Here is a 24,673-nt window from a genome sequence, read left to right as displayed (position 1 = left end):
CTGTGTCAGACACAAAGCCAATGTGGGAGCGAGCTTGCTCGCGATTAAGGTCCGCAGGACCTTCAGGTGAGATCAGAGCCGGCCGTATTCCTGCGCCGTTCGATCCACCGCTTTCAAGGTCTTGCCGACCAGCTCATCAATCTCTTCACGACTGGCAATCAACGCCGGCGCCATGATCATCCGGCCCAGCGTCGAGCGAATTATCACCCCTTCCTCGAAGCCAATCGTGCGGCAACGCCAGGCGATGTCGTTCTCGTTGGCAAAACGCTTACGGCTGTTTTTGTCTTCCGCCAGTTGCAGTGCCGCGACCATGCCCGTGCCCTGGATGTCACCCACCAGCGGGTGCTTGCCGAACACTTCGCGCAGGCACTGTTGCAGGTACGGGCCGATGTCATCCTTGACCCGCGTCACCACGCCTTCATCGCGCAGCGCCTTGAGGTTGGCAATCGCCACCGCCGCCGCCACCGGGTGCCCGGAATAGGTCAGGCCGTGGGCAAATACACCGCCCTGCTCCACCAGCACCGAGGCCATTTTTTTCGACAGGATCAAGCCGCCCATGGGGATGTAACCCGAGGTCAGGCCCTTGGCGATGGACAGGGTGTCGGGCTCGAAACCGAAGTACTCATGGGCGAACCATTCGCCGGTACGACCGAAGCCGCCGATCACTTCATCGGCGCACAGCAGCACATCGTACTTGCGGCAGATGCGCTGGATTTCCGGCCAGTAGCTTTCTGGCGGGAAAATCATCCCGCCAGCGCCCTGGAACGGTTCGGCGATGAAGCCTGCGACCTTGTCCGCACCCAGTTCGAGAATCTTCGCTTCCAGTTGCTGCGCCGCACGCAGACCGAATTCGGCTGGCGTAAGGTTGCCCTCATGAGCGAAGAAGTACGGCTCGTCGATGTGCTCGATGTGCGGAATCATGCCGCCCATTTCGTGCATGAACTTCATGCCGCCCAGTGCCGTCGCGGCCAGGGTCGAACCGTGGTAACCGTTCCAGCGGCCGATCATGATTTTCTTCTCGGGCTTGCCGAGCACCTGCCAGTAACGACGCACCGTGCGGATCAACACCTCGTTGGCTTCGGAGCCGGAGTTGGTGTAGATCGCGTGGCTGTAGTGACCCGGCAGCAGGCTGAACAGCAACTCGGAAAGCTCGATCACCTGCGGGTGGGTGGTGTGGAAAAACATGTTGTAGTACGGCAGTTGTTCCAGTTGCTGGCTCGCCGCGGCCGCCAGGTCCTTGCGCCCGTAACCGAGGTTGGTGCACCACAGCCCGGACATGCCGTCGAGGTAACGCCGGCCGTCGTTGTCCCACAGGTGCAGGCGCTCGCCACGGACCATCACCCGTGGCCCTTCGTCGTTGAGGGCTTTCTGATCGACGAACGCATGGATGTGGTGCGCAGCGTCGGCGGCCTGGTAGTCGCGGGTTTCACGTGGTGTGGTCATCGCCAGTTCTCCGTTTTGTTATCAGCGCAATTGAAACCAGGTGGTCTTCAACTGGGTGTATTTATCGAATGAATGCAGGGACAGGTCGCGGCCGAAACCGGACTGCTTGCCGCCGCCAAACGGTACGGTCACGTCCAGCGCATCGACGCTGTTGACCGACACCGTACCCGCCCGCAATTGTCGCGCCACGCGGTGGGCGCGGTTGAGGTCGTCGGTCCACAGCGAAGCCGCCAGCCCGTAGACGCTGTCGTTGGCCAAGTGCAAGGCGTGGGCCTCGTCGTCGAACGCCGTGACGGCCAGCACCGGGCCGAATACTTCATAGCGAAACAGCGGCATGTCCGGCGTCACGCCGGTAAAAATCGTCGGCTGAATGAAGTTGTCGGAGCCGTTGAAAATCGACTGCCGACCGCCGCAGACCTTGGTTGCGCCTTGCTGCTCGGCCTGCTGGATGAACTTCATGATGCGCGCGGTCTGACGGCTGTCGACGATGGCACCGGCAGCGCTCGACGGATCCAGCGGATCGCCCGGCAGCCAGCGCTCGGCCTGGGCCTTGAGGCGTTCGACGAACTCGTCATGAATCGAACGCTGCACCAGCAACCGCGAGTTGGCCGAACAGACTTCGCCCTGATTGAAGAAGATGCCGAACGCAGCTTTCTCGGCGGCCAGGTCCAGGTCCTGACAATCGGCGAACACCAGGTTCGCGCTCTTGCCACCGCACTCCAGCCACACCTGCTTGAGGTTCGACTGGGCCGAGTACTGCATGAAATATTTGCCGACTTCGGTGGAGCCAGTGAACACCAGGCAATCGACGTCCGGGTGCAGGCCGAGGGCCTTACCGGTCTGCTCGCCGAGGCCCGGCAGTACGTTGAGTACACCGGCGGGAATACCCGCCTCCAGTGCCAGCTCAGCCAGACGCAAGGCCGAAAACGGCGACTGCTCGGCCGGCTTTAGAATCACCGAGTTACCAGCGGCCAGGGCCGGGGCGAGTTTCCACGCGGCCATGTCCAGCGGAAAATTCCACGGCACCACGGCAGCCACCACGCCAAGGGCTTCGCGGGTGATGGTCGCCAGCACGTTCTGCGAACTCGGCGAGATCTGGTCGTAGAGTTTGTCGAGGCTCTCGGCGTACCAGCGGAACACCCCGGCAGCACCCGGCACATCGATGTTGTAGGCGTCCGTGACGGGCTTGCCCATGTTCAGCGAATCGAGCAGCGCCAGTTCTTCACGGTTTTCGAGGATCAAGTCGGCCAGGCGCAGCAGCACTTGTTTACGTTCGGTCGGCGAACGTGCCGACCAGGTACCGGCTTCAAACACTTGCCGCGCATTGCGCACCGCCGCGTTCACGTCTTCCTCGCCACAGGCCGCGACATTGGCCAGGCATTGCCCGGTGGCTGGATTGATTGCGGCGAAAGTCTGCCCCGATTGCGCCGCTCGGCGCTGGCCGTCGATTACGGCCTGGTCGGGAAACCGCAGGGAAGCGGCCTTGCGTTGCCAATACTCAAGCTCGAACACGATCGGATGCTCCAGAGGACATTCTTGTGTATTGGATAGTCGCTCAGGCCCAAGCGGTGGAAAACCAGTAAAAATGTGTTCGCAGGCCAAGAAAAAACTACGTAGCCAATCTCCCTTCTGGCGCAGCATGTGGTTATTGTTCAACCACAACAAATCGCTACCCGAGCGGATAGGGGTGGCGCGCAAATTGCCAGGATGCCTGATCCGTTCTCCCCCGAGGTTTGCTGTGGCTGCCTACAATCTGCGTCAACTGAAATACTTCATCACCACCGTCGAATGCGGCAGCGTCGCCGAGGCCTCGCGCAAGCTGTACATCGCCCAGCCTTCGATCTCCACGGCCATCAAAGGGCTGGAAGACAGCTTCGGTGTGCAACTGCTGATTCGCCATCACGCTCAGGGCGTATCGTTGACCCCCAGCGGTGCACGCTTTTACCGCAAGGCCCAGGAACTGCTGCGCATGGCCAAGGAGTTCGAGCAGAACGCCCTGGCCGACAACGACGTGGTCTCCGGGCAGATTGATATCGGCTGTTTCGAAACCGTCGCGCCGCTGTACCTGCCGCAATTGATCGCCGGGTTTTCGGCGTTGTATCCGGGAGTGGAAATCCGCATCCGCGACGGCGAGCAGCAAGAGCTGGTGCAAGGCCTGACGTCCGGCGCGTTCGACCTGGCGATCCTCTATGAACATGACCTCGACGGCACCATCGAAACCGAACCGCTGATGCCGGCGCAACGACCTTACGCGCTGCTGCCGGCGGATCACCGCTTTGCCCAACAGGCCCAGGTGTCATTGCGGGACTTGTACCTGGAGCCGATGATTCTTTTGGACGTGCAGCCGAGCCGGACCTACTTCGTCAGCCTGTTCGATGAGCTGGGCCTGACCCCACGCATTGCCTTCAGCTCGCCATCGATCGAGATGGTGCGCGGCATGGTCGGCCAGGGCTTTGGGTTTTCGATCCTGGTGACCAAACCGCATTCGGAGTGCACCTACGACGGGCAGAAAGTGGTGTGCGTGGACATCGCCGAAGACGTCACCGGTTCCGGCCTGGTGGCGGCATGGCTCAAGCGCGGGCAACTGACCAAACCGGCGCAGCTGTTTGCTGACTACTGCCGCGAACAGCTCACCGCGAAATCCGAAAGATCACAGTGATCCACTGTGGCGAGGGGGCTTGCCCCCGTTCGGCTGCGAAGCAGTCGCAATACATTGGATGCGGAGAATCTGACACCACTCGGTAGCAGGTTTTGGGGCCGCTTCGCGCCCCAACGGGGGCAAGCCCCCTCGCCACAGAGTCCAGTGTTAAACGTTATTTCCGGGGTTTGATCCGCGCAGTCGCTTCGGCCACCAGCGGATCATCCGGCCAATAATGTTTCGGGTAGCGCCCCTTCAAATCCTTCTTCACCTCGGCGTAGGTGCTGCGCCAGAAGTTGGCCAGATCCTGTGTCACCTGCACCGGCCGCCGCGCCGGGGACAGCAAGTGCAGTTTCACCACCTGCCGCCCCCCGGCGATGCGCGGGGTTTCGGCCAGGCCGAACAGCTCTTGCAGGCGCACCGCCAGAATCGGTGGCTGCTCACTGTAATCCAGACCAATCGACGATCCCGACGGCACGCTCAAATGATGCGGCGCCAGCTCGTCGAGTCGCTGCGGCAACGGCCACGGGAGCAGGTTGTGGACGATGCTCGACAGGTCCAGACTGGCGAAGTGACTGAGCCGGGAAACCTTGCCCAGATACGGCATCAGCCAATGCTCCAGATGCTTGAGCAACGCAGCGTCACTCACATCCGGCCACTCGCTCTCGCCTTTGCCGGCGAGGTCCAGTTGCCGCAACAGCGCGACCCGCGCCTGCCACTGACGCAGTTCCGGGGTCCACGGCAACAGCTCCAGGCCTTTGCGTCGCACCAGGTTCACCAGTGCCTGGCTGCGGGCAGTTTCGTCGAGGCCTGTCAGCGGCTCACGGCTGAGGATCAGTTCGCCAACCTTGCGCTGACGCTCGGCCCGCAGCATGCCTTCGCGCTCGTCCCAATCCAGTTGATCGACACAGCGCACCTGTTCGGCCAGTACTGAGTCGAAGAGCGTCGGATCGAAGTCCGTCGCCAGATAAATCCGCTCCTCACGCTGCCCCTGACGACTGCCTAGATCGGCGATCACCAGCCACGGTTGCTTCATCAGGCTGTCGGCCTCGGCGAACAGTGCGGCACGTCCGTTGGCCAAGCGATATTCCGCACCACCGGCCCGCCGCTGCTGGGCGACGCGGTCGGGATAGGCCAGCGCCAGCAAGGCACCGAGCCAACGCGGGTGATCCGGATCGCTGACCGGCTCCGCGGCTTTGCCGCGCAGGTAACCACGATATTGCCGCGCCAGTTGCCGTGCCCGCTGCACGCCCCCTTGGGCACCGCGTGCGGCGCGCTCTTCGCCAGACAGCAGTACCAGTCGGCTGTGCAGGTCTGCTCCAGCGCCACGCAGGATATCGCGCTCACCGAGCAGTGCAGCGACGTCGCAGGCCATGTCCGCCAGACCCAGTGCCTGACCACGCAACAGCAAATGCGCGATGCGCGGATGCGCCGGCAGTTCGGCCATGGCCTGACCGTGACGGGTCAGCGCTTCGCCCTCCAGTGCGCCCAAGCGTTCGAGCAAGTCCTGGGCCTGCGCATACGCGGCGGCGGGCGGCACGTCGAGCCACACCAGTTGCCCCGGCGTCACACCCCAGCGCCCCAGCTGCAAGGCCAGCCCGGCGAGGTCCGCCGAAAGGATTTCCGCACTGCCATAGGCCGCCAGTTGCTCGTGCTGATCCTGTGACCACAAGCGATAACACACGCCAGGTTCCAGGCGCCCGGCCCGGCCCGCGCGCTGGGTGGCGCTGGCCTTGGAAATGCGCTGGGTGTCGAGACGGGTCATGCCGCTGCCGGGGTCGAAACGCGGCACCCGCGCCAGCCCGGCATCGATTACGACGCGCACGCCATTGATGGTCAGGCTGGTTTCGGCAATGTTGGTGGCCAGCACCACTTTGCGCTTGCCCGGCGGCGCCGGATCGATTGCCGCCCGTTGTGCGGCGAGATCCAGTTCACCGTGCAACGGGCACAGCAGGACCTGTGGGTTATCGCCCAGCGCATCCGCCAGTTGCTGATGCACGCGGCGGATTTCTGCCTGCCCCGGCAGGAACACCAGCACGCTGCCAGTCTCGTCGTTCAAGGCTTCGAGGATGGTCTGCACCAGACGCGGTTCGATGAATTCACCGGTCTGAAACGGCCGGCCCCAGCGCATCGCCACCGGGAACATGCGCCCTTCGCTGCGCAGGATCGGCGCGTCGTCCAGCAGCCCGGACAAGCGTTCGCCTTCAAGTGTGGCGGACATCAAGAGGATTTTCAGTGGCTGATCGTCCCGGAACAGCTCGCGGCCATTAAGGCTCAGGGCCAAGGCCAGGTCAGCGTCGAGGCTGCGCTCGTGAAACTCGTCGAAAATCAGCAGGCCCACGCCTTCCAGCGCCGGATCATCCTGCAAGCGCCGGGTGAGGATGCCTTCGGTGACCACTTCGATACGGGTGTTCGGGCCGACCTTGCTATCGAGCCGAATGCGATAACCCACGGTCTCGCCGACCTTCTCCCCCAGCTCACTGGCCAGCCGTTCCGCCGCTGCGCGCGCGGCCAACCGCCGTGGTTCGAGCATCAGAATGGTTTGCCCGGCCAGCCACGGTTCATTGAGCAGGGCCAAAGGCACGCGGGTGGTTTTACCGGCGCCGGGCGGCGCTTCGAGCACGGCTTCATGGCGTGTAGCGAGGGCTTCACGCAGGGCGGGTAAAACTTCATCGATCGGCAAAGAAATCATGCTGGCTCCAAAACAGAGGGCCGAGTATAACGGCGAACTGTTTGGCGTAGTCTGGGCTCTAACCAGTAACGTTCTTGGCGTTCTACTCAGGAGATTTCATATGCGTGCTCCCTTTCGCCTGATTGGCGGTGTTCTGGTCGCAACCTTGCTGACTCAAGTGACCGCCTGCGGTTCGATCTTCTACCCCGATCGCCGTGGCCAGATCGAAGGCAAGATCGACCCGGCCATCGCCGCACTCGACGCCGTGGGCCTGCTGTTCTACATCATCCCCGGCCTGATCGCGTTTGCCGTGGACTTCGCCACCGGCGCGATTTATTTCGAGCCGGGCAAGACCGCCCAGATCGACCCGCAAAAACTCAAGGACGCCATCGGCCCCGATGGCAAAGTCGATAACCGCAAGTTGCAGACTATTCTGGAAAGCGAACTGGGCCGCAGCTTCCCGCTGGACGATCCACGCCTGATCCAGAGCAAGGGCAGCGCCCAGCAACTCGCGATGTTCGGCCTGCAACCGGCCGCGTAATCCCTGCGCAAGAAAGGACTCTCAAGAAACGATGGCCACTATGACCTCCAGCTCCGAACACGCCCGCCTGCTGCGGCTGGCGACCCGTGCCTCGGTGGCGGTGGCGTGCACCTTGATCGTAGCCAAAGCCATCGCCTGGTGGCTGAGCGGCTCGGTGAGCATGCTCGCCGGGCTCACCGACTCGGCACTCGACGGTGTCACATCATTGCTCAACCTGCTGGCGGTGCATTACGCCCTGCGCCCCGCCGACGATGATCATCGCTACGGGCACGGCAAGGCCGAGTCATTGGCGGGCATGGCCCAGGCGCTATTCATTGGCGGCAGTGCGGTACTGATTGCATTGCAGGCCTACGATCGACTGAAACATCCCGAACCGGTCGGCGCGCCGTGGATCAGTATCGGCGTGATTGTGTTCTCGCTCGCCCTGACCCTGGCCTTACTGATGTTGCAACATCGGGTGGTCAAGGCAACCGGCTCCAACGCCGTGCGTGCCGACTCGCTGCATTACCGTTCGGACATGCTGCTCAACGGCAGCATTCTGCTGGCACTGGTACTGGCCGGGTTTGGCTGGTATCAGGTCGACGCCTGGTTTGGCCTGGGCATCGCCGCCTACATTCTGTGGAGCGCGGTGCGGATCGCCCGGGAGAGCTTTGCGGTGTTGATGGATGAAGAACTGCCGCCGGATGTCAGCCAGCACATGCTGGAACTGGCATGCAGCGTGCCCGGTGTGTTGGGTGCGCATGACTTGCGTACGCGGATCTCCGGCAACCAGTGGTTTGTGCAGTTGCATCTGGAGTTGCCGGGGGAACTGACGCTGTCAGTCGCCCACGGCATCAGCGATCAGGCTGCTGCGGCCATTCACAGCGCCTACCCGCGCGCCGAAGTTCTGGTGCACGCCGACCCGCGGGAAGTGGTGAAAGCCGCCCGGGCTCAGTAATTCACCTGATAACCGCGACTGCTCAGGCAGTTGCCCTGAGCCTGTCGGTAGGCTTGCACCACCGACGGGTCTGGCTGGTAGGTGGCGGTTCGTGGATCGAAACCACTCTGCTGCACCGCGTCTTGATAACACTCGTAGCCATCCCGGCTGACTTGCTCCGGCGACTGTCCGTTGGCTGGATACGCCTCCACGTCATAACCATTGCCGGCGGCCGGCGGTTGCGACTGCGGTTGGCCAACCGGCGGCTCGACCACGACGTAGTCCTGAGTGCTCTCCTGGTAGGCGTAATACGAACCGGCCGCCAGGAACAGCAACACCCCGCCGATCCACACCTGCTGGGCGTAATCGGGCAGGTATCTGACGCGAATCCCGCGCGGTGGCTCTACCACCTCATATCGCGGGCCCAGCGGGCGATACCAGTAGCCACCGGAATAGTAGTAATCCATGCCACGGTAAGGCACGCGGAAGTTGCGCTCGGGGAAGCGGTCGATCACCTGGCCGGGGCGATACCTGGGGCCTGGCCCCCAACCGTTACCATAGCCACTTGAGCGCCCCTGCCAGTGATTGTCATAGGAGGGTGCGTTTGTGTAGCCACTCCAGTGCTGGTTGTAATTGTTGCGACGCGGCTGGTCCTGGTAGTAACCACGCTGCGGCTGCTGGGTCTGGTGCACGGTGTCGGGACGGGGCTGGATCGGCATGTCAGTGGCCGGCAACTGTGGCGGTGGCGGCGGCGAGCGAACCCGGCTGTTGAAATCCGGCGCTGGACGGTTCTGCCACTGTCCGTTGTTCTGATGTTGATTCTGGCCGTTGTGCTCGTCATGGCGGTTGTCGTTGTTCTGCGCGCGAGGCTGATTCTGCTGCTGGCTGTTTTGCGGCGGCTGGTTGTTGCCGCCATGGCCCTGATTGTTGCCCTGACGACCATCCTGGCCATGTTGTCCGCCATCATGACCACGGTTTTGCTGTTCATCGGCCAGCGTTTGCGCAGCGACGCTGGCACACAGCAAACCGACACCGGCTAAACGCCAGATGCGCGACTTCATGCTTTTCCTCACGGAAGGTTAGGGCCTGTACGTAAGACTGGAAAACCTCAGGCCGGTTCTGCATCAGGTTATCAGTCGCGCAACTTATTTATTGAGAGCCGGCAACAAATTTCAGGCAAGAAAAAGGGGAGACCCGTCGGCCTCCCCTTAGAGAACTTCGTCCTGGCTCGACGCTTTTGACGTCGGCTCACCTCACGCCGTCTTCTGGACAGTGTGTAGCTCGGGGGCCGGCACATCCTCGGTGGGGGTGGCGACCGCGGCGGGCCTGATTGGGCGAGCCGCACTGGACTGTTTGTCCGAGCAGTGATTCTGGTGATAAGAATAGGCTGGGAGCGCCGGCAGAGGATTGCGAAGATTGCTGAATTAAACATCACTTGCGCAATTTTTAACCCCTGACACATAATCCTCCGCAATAGTTACGACAAAGGATCGATTGATGAGCAAGCTCGACCGTTACGACCTGAGTATTTTGGCGGAATTGCAGCGCGACGCACGCATCTCCAACCAGGAGCTGGCCGAGCGCATCGGTCTGTCGCCTTCGCCGTGCTCGCGGCGGGTCAAGCAACTGGAAGACGACGGCTACATTTCCCGTCAGGTCGCCCTGCTCGACCGCAAAATGCTCGGCCTGAGCCTGACGGCTTACGTGCTGATCGGCATGGACCGTCACACACCGGAGCGTTTCGAAAACTTCGAAGCGGCCATCCGCACCTTGCCCCAAGTGCTCGAATGCAGCCTGGTGACCGGGATGGATGCCGACTATCAACTCAAGGTCGTGGTGCCGGACATGGATCACTACCAGAAACTGCTGCTCGGGCATCTGACGCGGATTGAAGGGGTGACCAGTGTGCGTTCGAGTTTTGTGCTGAATCAGGTATTGAATAGCACCGAACTGCCTCTGACTCATCTGCGTAGCTGATTGTGGCGAGGGGGCTTGCCCCCGTTCGACCGCGCAGCGGTCGCAAAACTAATATGCGGTGTATCAGATTAAACTCAGAGACAGCTTTCGGGGCCGCTACGCAGCCCAACGGGGGCAAGCCCCCTCGCCACAGGTGCGACACACCGACGCAGGTCAATACTGCACGCAGCCTGCGAGGCGTATACTCCCCGCGTCCTTTTAGCCGCGCCCGCGCTGGAGATGTTCGATGGATCCTGCCGTTTTCGAAGAGTGGATGATGACCGGACTGGTCACGATCCTGATCATTTTCATGGGTTTCATCGTCTGGGATCTGGCGAAGAAGTCCAAGGCCGGGCGCTTTGGCTCGTTCATCCTGTTCTTCGTGCTGGGCCTGGGCGTGGCCGCGTTCATCATCAAGAGCGTGGTGATCGGCCTGATCGAATCCGGCGCCTTATAAGCGCGCCGGTACTTCTTTCCACTGCCCCTGATCGAGCCCTTCGATCGTCCAGTCACCGATTCTGACCCGCACCAGGCGCAACGTCGGCAAACCGACCGCCGCAGTCATGCGCCGCACCTGTCGGTTGCGCCCTTCGCGAATCACCAACTCCAGCCAACTGGTCGGCACGCTTTTGCGAAAGCGCACCGGCGGATTGCGTGGCCATAGTTCGGGCTCGTCCAGTTGCCGCGCCTCGGCGGGCAAGGTCATGCCGTCATTCAATTCGACGCCGTCACGCAGGCGCTGCAATTGCTCAGCGCTCGGCTCACCCTCGACCTGTACCCAATAGGTCTTGGCCAGTTTGTGTTTCGGGTCGGCGATCCGCGCCTGTAGCTGGCCGTCGTTGGTCAGCAGCAACAAGCCTTCGCTGTCGCGGTCCAGCCGTCCGGCCGGATAGATCCCCGGTACGTCGATGTAATCCTTGAGCGTTGCGCGCCCTTCGCCGTCACTGAACTGCGTCAGCACATCGAACGGTTTGTTGAACAGGATCAGCTTCGGCTCGGCCGGCGGAGCCTTGGCGACGCGCCGCTGGGCTGATGGGGATGGCTTCGCGCCGGGGCGACGGGAAGGTGGACGAGGTGGACGCGACATGGGCAAAACAACATCTAACGGTCAGGGCTGCTAATGCTAGTGCCCTGACCGCCAAATGACCATGACAACCGTTAGCGGAACGGCGGCTCGTCGAAGCTGCGCAGTTTGCGCGAGTGCAGTGAGTTGAGTTCGGTACGCAACAGATCCACCGCCTCGATACCGATCTTCAAGTGCTGGCTGACCGCGCGCTCATAGAACGCATTGGCCGAGCCCGGCAGCTTGATTTCGCTGTGCAGCGGTTTGTCCGATACGCACAGCAACGTGCCGTACGGCACCCGCAAACGATAACCTTGCGCTGCGATGGTGCCGCTTTCCATGTCCACCGCCACGGCGCGGGACAGGTTGATCAGCGGCCTTTCCTGCGCCCAGCGCAGTTCCCAGTTACGGTCGTCGTAGGTCAACACGGTACCGGTACGCAGGCGTTTCTTCAGCTCGTCGCCCCTCTCGCCAGTGATATTGGCCGCCGCCTGCTGAAGCGCAAGCTGCACCTCGGCCAGGGCCGGAATCGGGATGTTCGGCGGTACGACCCGGTCGAGAATCCCGTCGCGACGCATGTAAGCGTGGGCCAGCACGTAGTCGCCAATGGTTTGCGACTGACGCAGGCCGCCGCAGTGGCCGATCATCAGCCAGCAATGCGGACGCAAAACGGCGAGGTGGTCGGTAATGTTCTTGGCGTTGGACGGGCCGACACCGATGTTGACCAGGGTCACGCCGTGGCCGTCACTGGCGATCAGGTGATAGGCCGGCATCTGGTAGCGGTGCCAGACCACGCCGGCGGCGATTGCTGAAGCCTCGCCGTGATCCATGCTCTTTTCGATGATCACGTTGCCCGGCAACACCATGCGCACGAAGCGCGGGTCTTTGCGCAGTTGCTCCAGACCATGGACGATGAACTGGTCGACGTAGCGGTGGTAGTTGGTCAGCAGGATCCACGGCTGCACATGCCGCCAGTCGCTGCCGGTGTAATGCACCAGCCGGCGCAGGGAGAAATCCACCCGTGCGGCATCGAACAGGGCCAGGGGCAGCGGATCGGTGTTTTCCCAGTCGTACAAGCCGTCGGCAATGCCGTCGGTCGCGGCCGACAGGTCGGTACTCGGGAACACCCGCGCCAGCACGGCTGCGGTGACGCCGGAACCTCCCAGCTCATCGCCCTGCTCGACCACATACGGATACGGGATGTTCTGCTGGCTGACACCGACTTCCACGGTCACGGTGAAGTCATGCATCAATGGAACAAGCTGTTCCAGCAGGTATTTACGAAAAGCCGACGGATGGGTGACGGTGACGCTGTAGGTGCCCGGCAGCTGGACCTTGGCGTAGGCGCGGGTGGTCTGCGGGACTTCACCCTGGCAATGGTAGGTCAGGCGCAGCTCGGGATACCGGAACAACGCTCGCTGTTCGGCATCAGGCTCGACGCGATCCTTGAGGTAGCGCTTGAGCGCCTGACTCAGCGCGGTGGTTGCACGATTGTGCAAGTGTGCAAGCCGATCCACGGCTTGCTCGGCGGTTTGAACGACAATAAAAGCTTCGGTCACGATCAGCATCCTGTGTTCTGACTTGCAGACCTTCATCTTGCCTGCATCGTTGCTTCACGGGAACAGTGGCATTGACTGTAAACAGAGAACAACTGTGGGAGCGAGCTTGGTCCGGGCGGCGTTCCGACGATAGCGGCGTATCAGTCAACATCATTGTTGAATGTTTATCCGTCATCGTCGGAACGCCGCCCGGACCAAGCTCGCTCCCACAGAGGTTTGCGGTGCTGAGTTAATCGCGGTCAGAAGCCCTGTGGAGTCGAACGGGCAACAATCGCTTCCACGTCCAGGCCACGTGGCAATGCGCCGTACACTCGGCCGCCACCCTCCAGACGACTGGCGATGAAGGCATCGCTGACCACCGCATTCCCGGCTTCCAGCAACAACTTGGCCTGCAGCCCCAGAGCGATGTCTTCAGTCAGTTGCCGGGCGCGGTACTGAATGTCGCCGGAGTCCTTGAAGGCCGCCTGCAATTGATTGATGTGCGCAGCCAGGCGCTTGTCACCATGGCCATCGCCCAGCTCGTTGAACAGCACATCGAGCACGCCCGGCTCCTTCGACAGGGCACGCAGCACGTCGAGGCATTGCACGTTACCGGAACCTTCCCACGTCGAATTCACCGGCGCCTCGCGGTAAAGCCGCGGCAGGATGCTTTCCTCGACATAACCCGCGCCGCCCATGCATTCGGCCGCTTCGTTGATCATCGCTGGCGCCCGCTTGCAGATCCAGTACTTGCCCACCGCCGTCACCAATCGGGCGAATTTGGCTTCCTGTGAATCGTCCAGATGATCCAGTGCCCGGCCCATGCGCAGGCTCAAGGCCAGGGCGGCTTCGCTTTCCAGCGCCAGATCCGCCAGCACGTTCTGCATCAAGGGCTGTTCGCTGAGCAGCTTGCCGCCGACCGAACGGTGGGCGCAGTGATGGCTGGCCTGGGTCAATGCCTGACGCATCAGCGAACTGGAACCGACCATGCAATCGAAACGGGTCATGGCGACCATTTCGATGATCGTCGGAACGCCACGGCCCTCTTCACCGATCATCCACGCCAGTGCGCCACGAAACTCCACTTCGCTAGAGGCGTTTGAGCAATTGCCGAGCTTATTCTTCAGGCGCTGGATGTAGAACTGATTGCGCGTATCGTCCGGACGATGGCGCGGCAACAGGAAACAGGTCAGGCCCTTGTCGGTCTGCGCCAGGGTCAGGAAGGCGTCGCACATTGGCGCCGAGCAAAACCACTTGTGCCCCACCAACTCATAGGCCTGACCCGGACCGCTGACACCGACCGGATACGCCTTGGTGGTGTTGGCCCGGACATCGGTGCCGCCCTGCTTCTCGGTCATGGCCATGCCAATGGTGACCCCGGCCTTGTGGGCCATGCCGACGTTGCGCGGGTCGTATTCGGTGGCGAGGATTTTCGGTAGCCATTTTTCCGCCAGGTCCGGTTGCAGACGCATGGCCGGAACGCTGGCGAAGGTCATGGTCAACGGGCAGCCACTGCCGGCTTCGGCCTGGCTGTGCAGATATGACATGCAAGCGCGGGCGACATGGGCGCCGTCCTGCGGGTGCGCCCAGGGCAGCGAGGTCAAGCCGTGCTCGACCGCCGTACGCATCAATTGGTGATAGGCCGGATGAAATTCCACCAGATCGATGCGATGACCAAACCGGTCATGGCTGTTGAACACCGGCTTGTTCTGATTGGCCAGGAACCCGGCTTCCATCAACGGGCCACCGGCCAGAGCGCCGTAGGCGTCGATCCGCGATTCGGCCCAACCGGCCCCGAACCGCCGCGACCACTCCTGCAACGGCAAGTCGATGCGGTACAGGTTGGCGCCATCCAGTGACGGTGGCTGGTTGGTGACTTCGTGGGTTTCGGCGAACTGATGCAGGTTCATGACAGGGCTCCTTTGGTCGGCCAAGGGACTTCAGTTAAGCACCGCCCCTCGGTCGTTCAAAGTGTCATATCCGCCTAACTATCGGCGCTTTCGCCCTGTCGCGGGCAAAGCACACGGCGGTAGAGCGCGGCCTGCAAGTCTTCGAATTTCACTGGTTTGCTCAAGTGATCAATCACCGCGCCGGTTGGGCAGCGCTCACGGTCACCACCCAGAGCGATCATGAACAGCGGCAGTTCGGCATAATCCGGCAACGCGCGGATCTGGCAGCACACCGACTCACCGTCCTGAAGCGGCAACTGACAATCAACCAGTACTGCGTCAAACACTTCGCGCTGCAAGAGATCGAGCGCAACGTCGGCGCTATCGGCCGTACGCACGCGGAACCCCAGCTTGAGCAACATGCCGCGCATCACCAACTGGCTGATGCCGTTGTCATCCACCAACAGCACGGCACAATCCTGAGGCAAGCGCAGGCGCGGAAAATCCCGGGGCATCAACGGCGTCACCGGACGTTCGGGCACCGGCAGCCCAACTTCGACATCCAGCTGAAACCGGCTGCCGCGTCCTGGCTCGGTGCGATGCGTCAGGCGCCCACCCAGCAATTCGACCAACTGTCGGCATATCGCCAGGCCAACACCCAGGCCACCGTATTCACGGGTCATTGAACCATCGAGCTGGAAGAACCGTTGATACATCGTGGCCTCCCCCAAATCAGTGAAGCCAATGCCCGTATCGATCACCGCAAAGGTCAACGCCAGCCGGTCGGGCTCAAGGGCCTTGCCGGTCACCCGCAGGGCCAGGCCGCCGACCCGGGTGAACTTGATGGCGTTATCCAGCAGGCATTCCAGGCATTGCGCGATCTTGACGTTGTCACCGTGCACGCGATCCGGCACACCTGTGGCGACATCGACCTTGAAGTCCAGCGACTTGCTCGATGCGTTGCCCTCGAACTGCGAGCGCAGTGCCTCGACCATACCGCGCAAACTGAAGGTGTCGGTCGAGGCCTTGAGCTTGCCGGCCTGCAATTCGGTGAGGGTGAGGATGCCGTTGACCATGCGCATCATGTCCCGGGCCGATCCCGCAGCCGTCTGCTGATACTGCTCGAGCTCCGGGTCCATTTCGACCGTCTGCATCAGTTCCAGCGAACCGATCACACCGTTCATGGGTGTGCGCAGTTCGTGGGTCAGGGTGGCCAGGAATTCGTCCTTGAGCTTGTTACTGCGGGCCAGCTGCTGGTTGAGGACTTCAAGCTTCTGGCTCGCGTCGAACAGGGTTTGTGCCTGCTGCTCGCGCATGTCGTTGATGCGGTCGGCCAGCGCCAGGGACAGCAACGCCACTTCGATGGCCGAGCCAATCTGGCTGGAATACATGGTCAGGAACACGTTCGGCAGGTAGCCCAGCACCATCAGCGTATTGACGATACCGCCGAGCAAAAACGCCGACCAGGCAATGATGAAATACCGCGCCACACGCAGGCCTCGCAACCAGGCAAAGATCCCGGCGGCAAAAATCACCACAGTGAATGTCAGCGCCAGGGCCGTGGCCAGGCGCAAGGCCAGAGCGTAGCTGGTCATCAATGACAGGCCGACCACGAGCGCACCGAAGGCAACCAGCGCCAGCAACAAGCGGTCGAGCCAGCGACTGTGGGTGGCCATCTGCAAGAAACTGCGGGCGAACTGACTGCCGAACAGTCCCGCACAGCCAATGAAAAACGGCGTCGCGGCGTTGGCCCACCAAGGGTTGTCCGGCCAGAAATACTGCACGGCCGCACCGTTTACCGACAGCTGATACAAGCCGAACGAGGCGATATAGAAGATGTAGTAGAGGTAACTGGTGTCGCGCACGCTGAGATAGATGAACAGGTTGTAGACCAGCATCCCCAGCAACACGCCGTAGATCAATCCCAGTACGTAAAGGCGCACGGGCTGCTCTTCGAGGTACGCGGTGCTCGACCACAAGGTCACCGGCGCCTGGATCGAGCCTTCGCTTTGCAATCGCAGGAATACGGTTTCGGCCTGATCAGGCTTGAACGTCAGGTCGAACAAATAGTTGTTCTGACGAATCTGGCGACTGGCGAACGGCAAGGCATCGCCGGTCTGCCTGACCAACTGATAGTTGCCGGCCGCATCGGGCAAATAGAGATCGAGATGATCGAGGGGCGGATAGGCCAGTTCCAGTAGCCAGGTCCGTTGCGCAGCCGGATTGGTCGGGCGGTAATGCAGGTCGATTTTCAGCCAGAACACCGAACGCGAGTACCCGGCGTTGAGCGTGTCTTTGTGGTGTGGTGTGAAGGTGCCGGCCGCCGCTTGTGCACGGATATCATTGATGGTCGCCTGACCGCCTGCATCCTCATAGACCTGCAGGGATCGGCCCAAGGGGAGGCTTTGAGTGTACTCATCGAACTCGACGGCGTTTGCCAGGAGGGGCAAACACAACAGCAACATAAGCAAATAGCGCATTGAAGCCCCAGCGTGGCCTGTCCGGTTCTGTCAGGAAGCCCCCCATTCCTTTTGAGCAGACGTAAACCGGTATCACCTGTTATTGGTTTGGATCCACTCTAGCATAGCCGTTGATGGCCATTAAATACCATTGAAATATTTCCTACAAAGGCTCTAGAACGGGCGTTCCAGAGACACTACCAGGACATAATCAGAGGCAAGCAAATCACTGCCACAATGGAACAGGCAGACTGGATGTCACCACACCCGAAAATCGACGTTTGGTGGTAAGCTCGCGCACCATGAATATCTACAGCTCTCGCCCCGTTGTCCTCTGTCTCTCCGGCCACGACCCAAGTGGTGGCGCCGGCTTGCAGGCAGATATCGAAGCCCTGCTCGCTCAGGGATGCCATGCGGCTCCGGCCGTCACCGCCCTGACCGTGCAAGACACCGTCAATGTCACTGACTTCCGCGTCCTCGACCGTGAGTGGGTACTGGCCCAGGCCAATGCCGTGCTCAACGATTCCGAAGTCGCGGCGGTCAAACTGGGCATGCTCGGTTCACTGGAAATGGTCGACACCGTGGTCGAACTGCTTTCGGCGCACCCGCATTTGCCAGTGGTCTGCGACCCGGTACTGCGCGCCGGCGGCGGCGGACGCCTGGGCAAGGACGAAGTCGGCTACGCCATGCGCGAACGCCTGCTGCCCCTGTCGATCATTGCCACCCCCAACCTTCCCGAAGCCCGTATCCTCGCCGAACTGCCCCAAGGCACCGCGGACGAGTGCGCTGAAAAACTCCTGCCGTTCGTAAAACACCTGTTGATCACCGGCGGCCATGGCGACGAAACCGAAATCCACAATCGCCTGTACAGCCGCGACGGCCTGCGCCAAACCTTTACCTGCCAGCGCCTGCCCGGCAGTTATCACGGTTCCGGTTGCACCCTGGCCAGCGCGCTGGCCGGTCGTCTGGCCCAGGGCGAAAACCTCGCCAGCGCCGTGCAGACCGCGCTTAACTACACATGGCGCACCTTGCGTGACGCCGAGCAGCTGGGCAAAGGCCAGTTTGTGCCGCGCCGTTTGCCTCTGGATTTCTGTTCGTAACTTCTATTTGTAATGCGGTGAGGCTTGTCCGATGAAACTACGTGGCCTGTACGCCATTACCGACAGCCATTTGCTGGACGGTAAGCTGCTCAAGTACGTGGAGGCGGCGCTGGAAGGCGGCGTCACCTTGCTGCAGTACCGCGACAAAAGCAGCGACGAGGCCCGCCGCCTGCGTGAGGCCGAAGCCCTGCGCGAGCTGTGCGAACGCTACAAGACACGGTTGATCATCAACGACGACGCCGAACTGGCCGCCCGCCTCAATGTGGGTGTGCACCTGGGCCAGACCGATGGCCCACTGTCACCGACCCGCGCTCTGCTCGGTTCCAAAGCCATCATCGGCTCGACTTGCCACGCGCAACTCGAACTGGCCGAACAAGCGACAAAGGAAGGCGCCAGTTACGTCGCCTTCGGCCGCTTCTTCAATTCGAACACCAAGCCCGGCGCACCGACCTGCAGCCTCGAACTGCTCGATCAGGCCCGCAAGCAATTGCACTTGCCGATCTGCGCGATCGGCGGCATCACCCTGGACAACGCCGCCCCGCTGGTGGCCCACGGCGTCGATCTGCTGGCGGTAGTGCATGGCCTGTTCGGCGCCCAGAGCACGGCCGAAGTGACCCGCCGTGCCCGTGCCTTCAACGAACTGTTTTCTATTTAAGTCGCTTAAAATCTGATTTGAGAGCCCGATCATGTCTCGTTCCGAAACGCTGTTTGCCAATGCCCAGAAACACATTCCCGGTGGCGTGAACTCGCCGGTTCGCGCGTTCAAGAGCGTCGGCGGCACGCCGTTGTTCTTCAAGCACGCCGAAGGCGCCTACGTCACCGACGAAGACAACAAGCGCTATGTGGATTACGTCGGTTCCTGGGGCCCGATGATCCTCGGCCACAGCCACCCGGATGTGCTGGACGCGGTGCGCAAGCAGCTGGAGCACGGATTGTCCTACGGCGCCCCGACCGAGATGGAAACGCAGATGGCCGACCTGGTCTGCTCGCTCGTGCCATCGATGGAAATGGTGCGCATGGTCAGTTCCGGCACCGAAGCAACCATGAGTGCAATCCGCCTGGCCCGTGGCTTCACCGGCCGCGACAGCATCATCAAGTTCGAAGGTTGCTACCACGGTCACTCCGACAGCCTGCTGGTCAAGGCCGGTTCCGGCGCACTGACCCAAGGCGTACCGAGCTCGGCCGGTGTACCGGCGGCATTCGCGAAACATACCCTGACCCTGCCGTTCAACGACATCGACGCCGTTGCAGCCATGCTCGCCGAAGTCGGCCAGGACGTGGCCTGCATCATCGTCGAGCCAGTGGCCGGCAACATGAACTGTGTGCCGCCGGCACCTGGTTTCCTCGAAGGCCTGCGGACCCTGTGCGACAAGCACGGTGTAGTGCTGATTTTCGACGAAGTGATGACCGGTTTCCGTGTCGCCCTCGGCGGCGCCCAGGCTTATTACGGCGTAACCCCGGACCTGACCACCTTCGGCAAGATCATCGGTGGCGGCATGCCGGTCGGCTGCTTCGGTGGCAAGCGTGAAATCATGCAGCGTATCGCCCCGCTGGGCCCGGTCTACCAGGCCGGTACACTGTCCGGTAACCCGCTGGCGATGGCCGCCGGCCTGACCACTCTGCGCCTGATCAGCCGTCCGGGCTTCCACGCCGAGCTGACCGACTACACCACTCGCCTGCTCGACGGCCTGCAACAGCGCGCCGATGCGGCAGGCATTCCGTTCGTGACCACACAAGCCGGCGGCATGTTCGGCCTGTACTTCAGTGGTGCTGACGACATCGTCACTTTCGATGACGTGATTGCCAGCGATGCAGCGTTGTTCGGACGCTTCTTCCACCTGATGCTGGAAGGTGGCGTCTACCTGGCACCAAGCGCCTTCGAAGCCGGCTTCACCTCGATTGCCCACGGTGAAGCCGAACTGAAGCTGACCCTGGACGCCGCCGAGCGCGCCTTTGCGGCCTTGAAGTAACGCTGAAATGCTGACGTTGGCCATTGCCAGCGTCAGCTTTCGCCTGCATTCCCACGGTTTTTCCTACTCGCCTGCTAATAATCCCCCGCAAAGTGGGCGATTAATTTCCCGCGCAGCAGAAAAACGAGTAAAGACTTTGTAAGGTTGCCCCTGCTTATTTCATAATGCGCGCTTATTGGATCCCTTGATGGGTCCGCGCGCCCTTCAGAGGTAAGTCGATTCCCATGAACCGCACCGGCCGCGCCCTTGCACTGGGCTGCCTGTTGCTTCTTCAGCCCCTGCTCGCGCACGCACAAGCAGGCGGCAACTCGTTGTTAATCCCAGCGATGGGTCGCTGCACCCTCAATACCCAGCCGCAAGACCTGGAACAGGCGCTCGCCGCCTGCCAGAAAGCGTCGGATGAAGGGGATGCACAAGCGCAATACGAGTTGGGTGAGTTCTACTACGAAGGTAAAAACGCGCCACGCGACCTCAATCAAGCCCTGAGCTATTTCGAAAAGGCTTCGCTGCAAGGCCATGCCCAGGCGCAATTCAAGCTCGGTACCATGTTCTTCCACGGCGAAGGCGTGCCGGCCAATAACGTTCAGGCGTACATCCTGCTGAAGATGGCGGCGGTCAACGGCGCCGAAGACGCACTGGACACCGCCGACGAAGTCACCGAAAAAATGCCCCGCGAAGAGCTCGAACTCGCCACCCAGGTGCTCGGGCAAATTTTCCGTAAATATCTGATGGAATTGCAGAGCGCTGACGGGCGTACGCCGTTCGCGCCGCTGCCCTGATTTTTGCGTTGATCTGACTGGCCCCATCGCGAGCAAGCTCGCTCCCACATTCGACTGCATTCCCATATGAGAACTCGGTCAACTGTGGGAGCGAGCTTGCTCGCGATAGGGGCGACTCGATCTTGTACCTTACTTCTCAGGCATCGGCATCGGAAACGGCATTACATTGCCGACCGCGCCACGGGCTTCGCTGATTTTCGGTGTCCCCAGACGCTCGACTTCGTCGATACGCACGATCGAATGCATCGGCACAAAACTGCGCACCACGCCCTCGAACTGAGCCTTGAGCTTTTCTTCGCTCGGATCGACGACCACTTGCGTGCGCTCGCCAAAGACGAACTCTTCCACTTCCAGAAAGCCCCACAGATCACTTTGATAGATCTGTTTGGCGTACATTTCGAACACCTGGCCCTGGTTGAGGAAAATCACCTTGTAGATTGGAGCTTCACGTTTGGTCATGGTGGGCGGGTAACACATCGGGGTAAAAATGAGGGCGCAAACTATAGCACAGCCGTCGGACGCGCAACGGTAGGAACCACGGGACATGTTCCCTATAATGCGCGGTTCTTTGAATCAGGTGATGACTCTTTCCATGGCCAAGAAGCTTTACATCGAAACCCACGGTTGCCAGATGAACGAGTACGACAGCTCGCGCATGGTCGATCTGCTGGGCGAACATCAGGCCCTGGAAGTCACCGCCCGCGCTGAAGACGCCGACGTGATCCTGCTCAACACCTGCTCGATCCGCGAACGTGCGCAGGACCGTGTCTACTCCCAACTCGGACGCTGGCGCGAACTGAAACTGGCCAATCCGGACATGGTGATCGCCGTCGGCGGTTGCGTGGCCAGCCAGGAGGGTACCGCCATCCGTGATCGCGCGCCGTACGTCGACGTGGTCTTCGGCCCGCAGACCCTGCACCGCCTGCCGGAAATGATCGACGCCGCGCGCATCAGCAAGCTGCCACAAGTCGACGTCTCGTTCCCGGAAATCGAAAAATTCGACCATTTGCCCGAGCCCCGCGTCGACGGCCCGAGCGCTTATGTGTCGGTCATGGAAGGTTGCAGCAAGTACTGCACGTTCTGCGTGGTCCCCTACACACGCGGCGAAGAGGTCAGCCGGCCGTTCGACGACGTGATTGCCGAGATCATTCACCTGGCCGAAAACGGCGTGCGGGAAGTGACGCTGCTGGGGCAGAACGTCAACGGCTATCGCGGCCTCACCCATGACGGGCGCCTGGCTGATCTGGCCGAGCTGATCCGCGTGGTCGCCGCTGTCGACGGCATCGACCGCATCCGCTACACCACGTCGCATCCACTGGAATTTTCCGACAGCCTGATCCAGGCCCACGCCGACGTGCCGGAGCTGGTCAAGCACCTGCACTTGCCGGTGCAATCGGGCTCGGACCGCATCCTCGCGGCGATGAAGCGCAACCACACCGCGCTGGAGTACAAATCCAAACTGCGCAAGCTGCGCGCCGCCGTGCCGGGGATCTGCATCAGCTCGGATTTCATCGTCGGCTTCCCGGGCGAGACCGAAAAAGACTTCGAACAAACCATGAAGCTGATTGCCGACGTCGGTTTCGACTTTTCCTACTCGTTCGTCTACAGCCAGCGCCCGGGCACACCGGCCGCCGACCTGGCCGATGAAACCCCGGAAGAACTGAAAAAAGAGCGCCTGAACGCCCTGCAGCATCGCCTGAACCAGCAAGGCTTCGAGATCAGCCGACAAATGGTCGGTTCGATCCAGCGGATCCTGGTGACCGATTATTCGAAAAAAGACCCGGGCGAGCTGCAAGGCCGGACCGAGAATAACCGTATCGTCAACTTCCGCTGCGACAATCCGACCCTGATCGGCCAGTTCGCCGACGTGCACATCGATGCCGCGCAGCCGCACTCGCTGCGGGGTTCGCTGATCCAATAACACCGAATATCCCTGTGGGAGCGGGCTTGCTCGCGAAGGCGGTCTGTCAGCACCATTAATGTCGACTGACACTCCGTCTTCGCGAGCAAGCCCGCTCCCACAGGTACAGCGCCAGAGGCGGGAATCGGGTTGCCTCATTTAAGAGCTTTCGCACCCACGCCACTGGCGTTATCCTTGATTTCATCCCAATTGCCCCAGGGCGGCTAAATACGACCTTGAACGCACCCATAGAACCACATCGTTTCATCCTCGAGCCTTTTGAAGCTCGCCGCTTCGCCAATCTGTGCGGGCAATTCGACGAGCATTTGCGCTTGATCGAACAGCGCCTGACCATCGAGATCCGCAATCGCGGAAACCAGTTCGAGCTGATCGGCGAACCCAAACACACCACCTCCGCGGAAAACCTCCTGCGCCGCCTGTACCGGGAAACCAAGGGTACCGAGCTGTCGCCGGACATGGTTCACCTGTTCTTGCAGGAATCGGCCGTCGAAGAGCTGGACAACCACTCCCCCGCCGAACCGTCCGTGGCCCTGCGCACCAAGAAAGGCATGATTCGCCCCCGTGGCTTGAATCAAATACGCTACGTGAAGGAAATCCTCGGTAACGACATCAACTTCGGCATCGGTCCGGCCGGTACCGGCAAGACCTACCTGGCCGTCGCCTGCGCGGTCGATGCACTGGAGCGCGAGCAGATTCGCCGCATCCTGCTGGTTCGTCCAGCGGTCGAAGCGGGTGAAAAACTCGGCTTCCTGCCCGGCGACCTCGCCCAAAAGATCGACCCGTACCTGCGCCCGCTCTACGACGCGCTCTACGAAATGCTCGGCTTCGAATACGTCGCCAAGCTGATCGAACGCCAGGTGATCGAAGTCGCGCCACTGGCGTACATGCGCGGCCGTACGCTGAACAACAGTTTCATCATTCTCGACGAAAGCCAGAACACCACGGTCGAACAAATGAAGATGTTCCTGACCCGGATCGGCTTCGGCTCCACGGCCGTCATCACCGGTGACATCACCCAGGTCGACCTGCCACGCGGCACCAAGTCCGGCCTGCGCCACGTGATCGAAGTGCTCAAGGATGTGCCGGGCATCAGCTTCACCCACTTCCAGCCCAAGGACGTTGTGCGCCATCCGCTGGTGCAGCGCATCGTCGAAGCCTACGAGCGTTTCGAAAACCATGCGACCGATGATGCAGCCGCCAAGGATAGCCGCCGCGATGCTTGAGCTTGACCTGCAAATCGCCACCGAAGCCAGCGCCCCCAGCGAAACCGAGTTCCGCCAGTGGTGCGAACTGGCCCTGCGCCAGCGTACCGCCGATTCGGAGATGACCATTCGTCTGGTCGATGAAGCCGAAGGCCGCGAGTTGAACCACACCTGGCGGCAAAAGGATTACGCAACTAACGTCTTGTCATTCCCGGCCGATGTGCCGGATGAGTTCCTCGACATCCCGCTGCTGGGCGACCTGGTGATCTGTGTCGCCGTGGTCGAGCGTGAAGCCGCCGAACAAGGCAAGCAACTCGAGGCCCATTGGGCACACCTGGTGATTCACGGCTGCTTGCATCTGCTTGGTTACGACCATATTGATGACGACGAAGCCGAAGAAATGGAAGCACTGGAACGAACGTTGCTTGCAGAACTGGGCTTTCCCGATCCCTACGCGGACGACGAAGCCGATTTATCCCCTACCGAAACAACAAAGGATTCAGAGTAATCGCTATGAGCGAAGATCGATCGAGCAACGGGCAGAAGTCATGGCTGGGTAAGCTCACCCAGGCTTTTGCCCACGAGCC

Annotated in this window: 22 protein-coding genes; 13 read left to right on the top strand and 9 right to left on the bottom strand. The window is 61.4% G+C overall.

The genetic code is table 11. The features are described 5' to 3' along the window. Nucleotides 1–72 precede the first annotated feature (72 nt). Together PMI29_RS26725 and PMI29_RS26730 are read right to left on the bottom strand one after the other, a co-directional pair. The gene (locus PMI29_RS26725) at nucleotides 73–1,443 is read right to left on the bottom strand and encodes an aspartate aminotransferase family protein (protein WP_007994021.1); all 1,371 of its coding nucleotides are present in this window, start codon (nucleotides 1,441–1,443) and stop codon (nucleotides 73–75) included. A gap of 21 nt (nucleotides 1,444–1,464) precedes the next feature. Further along, entirely contained in the window at nucleotides 1,465–2,955 is a 1,491-nt protein-coding gene (locus tag PMI29_RS26730; RefSeq protein ID WP_007994019.1) for an aldehyde dehydrogenase, read from the bottom strand. Between the two features lie 226 nt (nucleotides 2,956–3,181). Here PMI29_RS26730 and PMI29_RS26735 point away from each other — a divergent pair, with 226 nt between their 5' ends. Beyond that, nucleotides 3,182–4,102, top strand: a complete 921-nt coding sequence (locus PMI29_RS26735) for a LysR family transcriptional regulator (RefSeq protein ID WP_007994018.1) — start codon at nucleotides 3,182–3,184, stop codon at nucleotides 4,100–4,102. Between the two features lie 154 nt (nucleotides 4,103–4,256). On the opposite strand, the gene hrpB is transcribed toward PMI29_RS26735, so the two are convergent. Next, nucleotides 4,257–6,773, bottom strand: a complete 2,517-nt coding sequence (gene hrpB, locus PMI29_RS26740; protein ID WP_007994015.1) for an ATP-dependent helicase HrpB — start codon at nucleotides 6,771–6,773, stop codon at nucleotides 4,257–4,259. A 100-nt stretch (nucleotides 6,774–6,873) separates the two neighbouring features. On the opposite strand from hrpB, the gene PMI29_RS26745 reads away from it, so the two are divergent. Both PMI29_RS26745 and PMI29_RS26750 read left to right on the top strand, forming a co-directional pair. After that, on the top strand, nucleotides 6,874–7,293 hold the full coding sequence (locus tag PMI29_RS26745; RefSeq protein ID WP_007994013.1) for a hypothetical protein: 420 nt from the start codon (nucleotides 6,874–6,876) through the stop codon (nucleotides 7,291–7,293). A gap of 40 nt (nucleotides 7,294–7,333) precedes the next feature. Then, nucleotides 7,334–8,230 carry a cation diffusion facilitator family transporter gene (locus PMI29_RS26750; RefSeq protein WP_033051958.1) on the top strand — a complete coding sequence of 299 codons (897 nt, stop codon included), beginning with the start codon at nucleotides 7,334–7,336 and terminating at the stop codon, nucleotides 8,228–8,230. Here the strand turns inward: PMI29_RS26750 and PMI29_RS26755 are convergent. Further along, nucleotides 8,224–9,270, bottom strand: coding sequence for a DUF6515 family protein (locus tag PMI29_RS26755; RefSeq protein WP_007994009.1), 1,047 nt, complete (start codon nucleotides 9,268–9,270; stop codon nucleotides 8,224–8,226). The genes PMI29_RS26750 and PMI29_RS26755 overlap by 7 nt on opposite strands. Nucleotides 9,271–9,706: 436 nt before the next feature. Here PMI29_RS26755 and PMI29_RS26760 point away from each other — a divergent pair, with 436 nt between their 5' ends. After that, complete coding sequence (locus PMI29_RS26760; protein ID WP_007937367.1) at nucleotides 9,707–10,186, top strand: Lrp/AsnC family transcriptional regulator; 480 nt, start codon at nucleotides 9,707–9,709, stop codon at nucleotides 10,184–10,186. 226 nt (nucleotides 10,187–10,412) lie between these two features. Then, a complete protein-coding gene (locus PMI29_RS26765) occupies nucleotides 10,413–10,622 on the top strand; it encodes a DUF2788 domain-containing protein (RefSeq protein WP_007975837.1) in 210 nt (69 codons plus the stop codon). Here the strand turns inward: PMI29_RS26765 and PMI29_RS26770 are convergent. The 4 genes from PMI29_RS26770 to PMI29_RS26785 form a co-directional block, all read right to left on the bottom strand. Continuing rightward, nucleotides 10,617–11,252: a pseudouridine synthase gene (locus PMI29_RS26770; RefSeq protein ID WP_007994007.1), complete on the bottom strand. Its 636-nt coding sequence runs from the start codon at nucleotides 11,250–11,252 to the stop codon at nucleotides 10,617–10,619. The genes PMI29_RS26765 and PMI29_RS26770 overlap by 6 nt on opposite strands. 71 nt (nucleotides 11,253–11,323) lie before the next feature. Then, entirely contained in the window at nucleotides 11,324–12,823 is a 1,500-nt protein-coding gene (gene amn / locus PMI29_RS26775; protein ID WP_177323264.1) for an AMP nucleosidase, read from the bottom strand. A gap of 203 nt (nucleotides 12,824–13,026) precedes the next feature. After that, nucleotides 13,027–14,676, bottom strand: a complete 1,650-nt coding sequence (locus PMI29_RS26780) for an acyl-CoA dehydrogenase family protein (RefSeq protein ID WP_007994004.1) — start codon at nucleotides 14,674–14,676, stop codon at nucleotides 13,027–13,029. 74 nt (nucleotides 14,677–14,750) lie between these two features. Then, nucleotides 14,751–17,135, bottom strand: a complete 2,385-nt coding sequence (locus tag PMI29_RS26785; protein WP_007994002.1) for a hybrid sensor histidine kinase/response regulator — start codon at nucleotides 17,133–17,135, stop codon at nucleotides 14,751–14,753. Between the two features lie 281 nt (nucleotides 17,136–17,416). Here PMI29_RS26785 and PMI29_RS26790 point away from each other — a divergent pair, with 281 nt between their 5' ends. The 4 genes from PMI29_RS26790 to PMI29_RS26805 all read left to right on the top strand — a co-directional run bounded on the left by PMI29_RS26790 (nucleotide 17,417) and on the right by PMI29_RS26805 (nucleotide 20,963). Further along, nucleotides 17,417–18,214, top strand: coding sequence for a hydroxymethylpyrimidine/phosphomethylpyrimidine kinase (locus PMI29_RS26790; protein WP_007994000.1), 798 nt, complete (start codon nucleotides 17,417–17,419; stop codon nucleotides 18,212–18,214). Between the two features lie 31 nt (nucleotides 18,215–18,245). Further along, nucleotides 18,246–18,869: a thiamine phosphate synthase gene (gene thiE, locus PMI29_RS26795; protein ID WP_007993998.1), complete on the top strand. Its 624-nt coding sequence runs from the start codon at nucleotides 18,246–18,248 to the stop codon at nucleotides 18,867–18,869. A 31-nt stretch (nucleotides 18,870–18,900) separates the two neighbouring features. Further along, nucleotides 18,901–20,184, top strand: coding sequence for a glutamate-1-semialdehyde 2,1-aminomutase (gene hemL / locus PMI29_RS26800; protein ID WP_007993997.1), 1,284 nt, complete (start codon nucleotides 18,901–18,903; stop codon nucleotides 20,182–20,184). 224 nt (nucleotides 20,185–20,408) lie between these two features. After that, nucleotides 20,409–20,963 carry a tetratricopeptide repeat protein gene (locus PMI29_RS26805; RefSeq protein WP_007993995.1) on the top strand — a complete coding sequence of 185 codons (555 nt, stop codon included), beginning with the start codon at nucleotides 20,409–20,411 and terminating at the stop codon, nucleotides 20,961–20,963. Nucleotides 20,964–21,092: 129 nt separating this feature from the next. On the opposite strand, the gene PMI29_RS26810 is transcribed toward PMI29_RS26805, so the two are convergent. Further along, nucleotides 21,093–21,422 (bottom strand): DUF1820 family protein, encoded by a 330-nt coding sequence (locus PMI29_RS26810; protein WP_003185742.1) that lies wholly within the window; start codon nucleotides 21,420–21,422, stop codon nucleotides 21,093–21,095. 133 nt (nucleotides 21,423–21,555) lie between these two features. Here PMI29_RS26810 and miaB point away from each other — a divergent pair, with 133 nt between their 5' ends. From miaB to PMI29_RS32430, 4 genes are all read left to right on the top strand, one after another. Continuing rightward, on the top strand, nucleotides 21,556–22,884 hold the full coding sequence (gene miaB / locus PMI29_RS26815) for a tRNA (N6-isopentenyl adenosine(37)-C2)-methylthiotransferase MiaB (RefSeq protein WP_033051963.1): 1,329 nt from the start codon (nucleotides 21,556–21,558) through the stop codon (nucleotides 22,882–22,884). Between the two features lie 215 nt (nucleotides 22,885–23,099). Then, nucleotides 23,100–24,107 carry a PhoH family protein gene (locus PMI29_RS26820; RefSeq protein WP_007993992.1) on the top strand — a complete coding sequence of 336 codons (1,008 nt, stop codon included), beginning with the start codon at nucleotides 23,100–23,102 and terminating at the stop codon, nucleotides 24,105–24,107. Beyond that, nucleotides 24,100–24,594, top strand: coding sequence for an rRNA maturation RNase YbeY (gene ybeY / locus PMI29_RS26825; protein ID WP_007993990.1), 495 nt, complete (start codon nucleotides 24,100–24,102; stop codon nucleotides 24,592–24,594). Before PMI29_RS26820 ends, ybeY begins: the two co-directional genes overlap by 8 nt. A gap of 5 nt (nucleotides 24,595–24,599) precedes the next feature. Beyond that, nucleotides 24,600–24,673, top strand: a 74-nt coding sequence (locus tag PMI29_RS32430) for a hypothetical protein (protein ID WP_007993989.1), incomplete at its 3' end; no start/stop codon positions are given.

Source organism: Pseudomonas sp. GM49 (assembly GCF_000282355.1).
Lineage (GTDB): Bacteria > Pseudomonadota > Gammaproteobacteria > Pseudomonadales > Pseudomonadaceae > Aquipseudomonas.
This window is presented reverse-complemented; position numbering and strand designations above follow the sequence as displayed.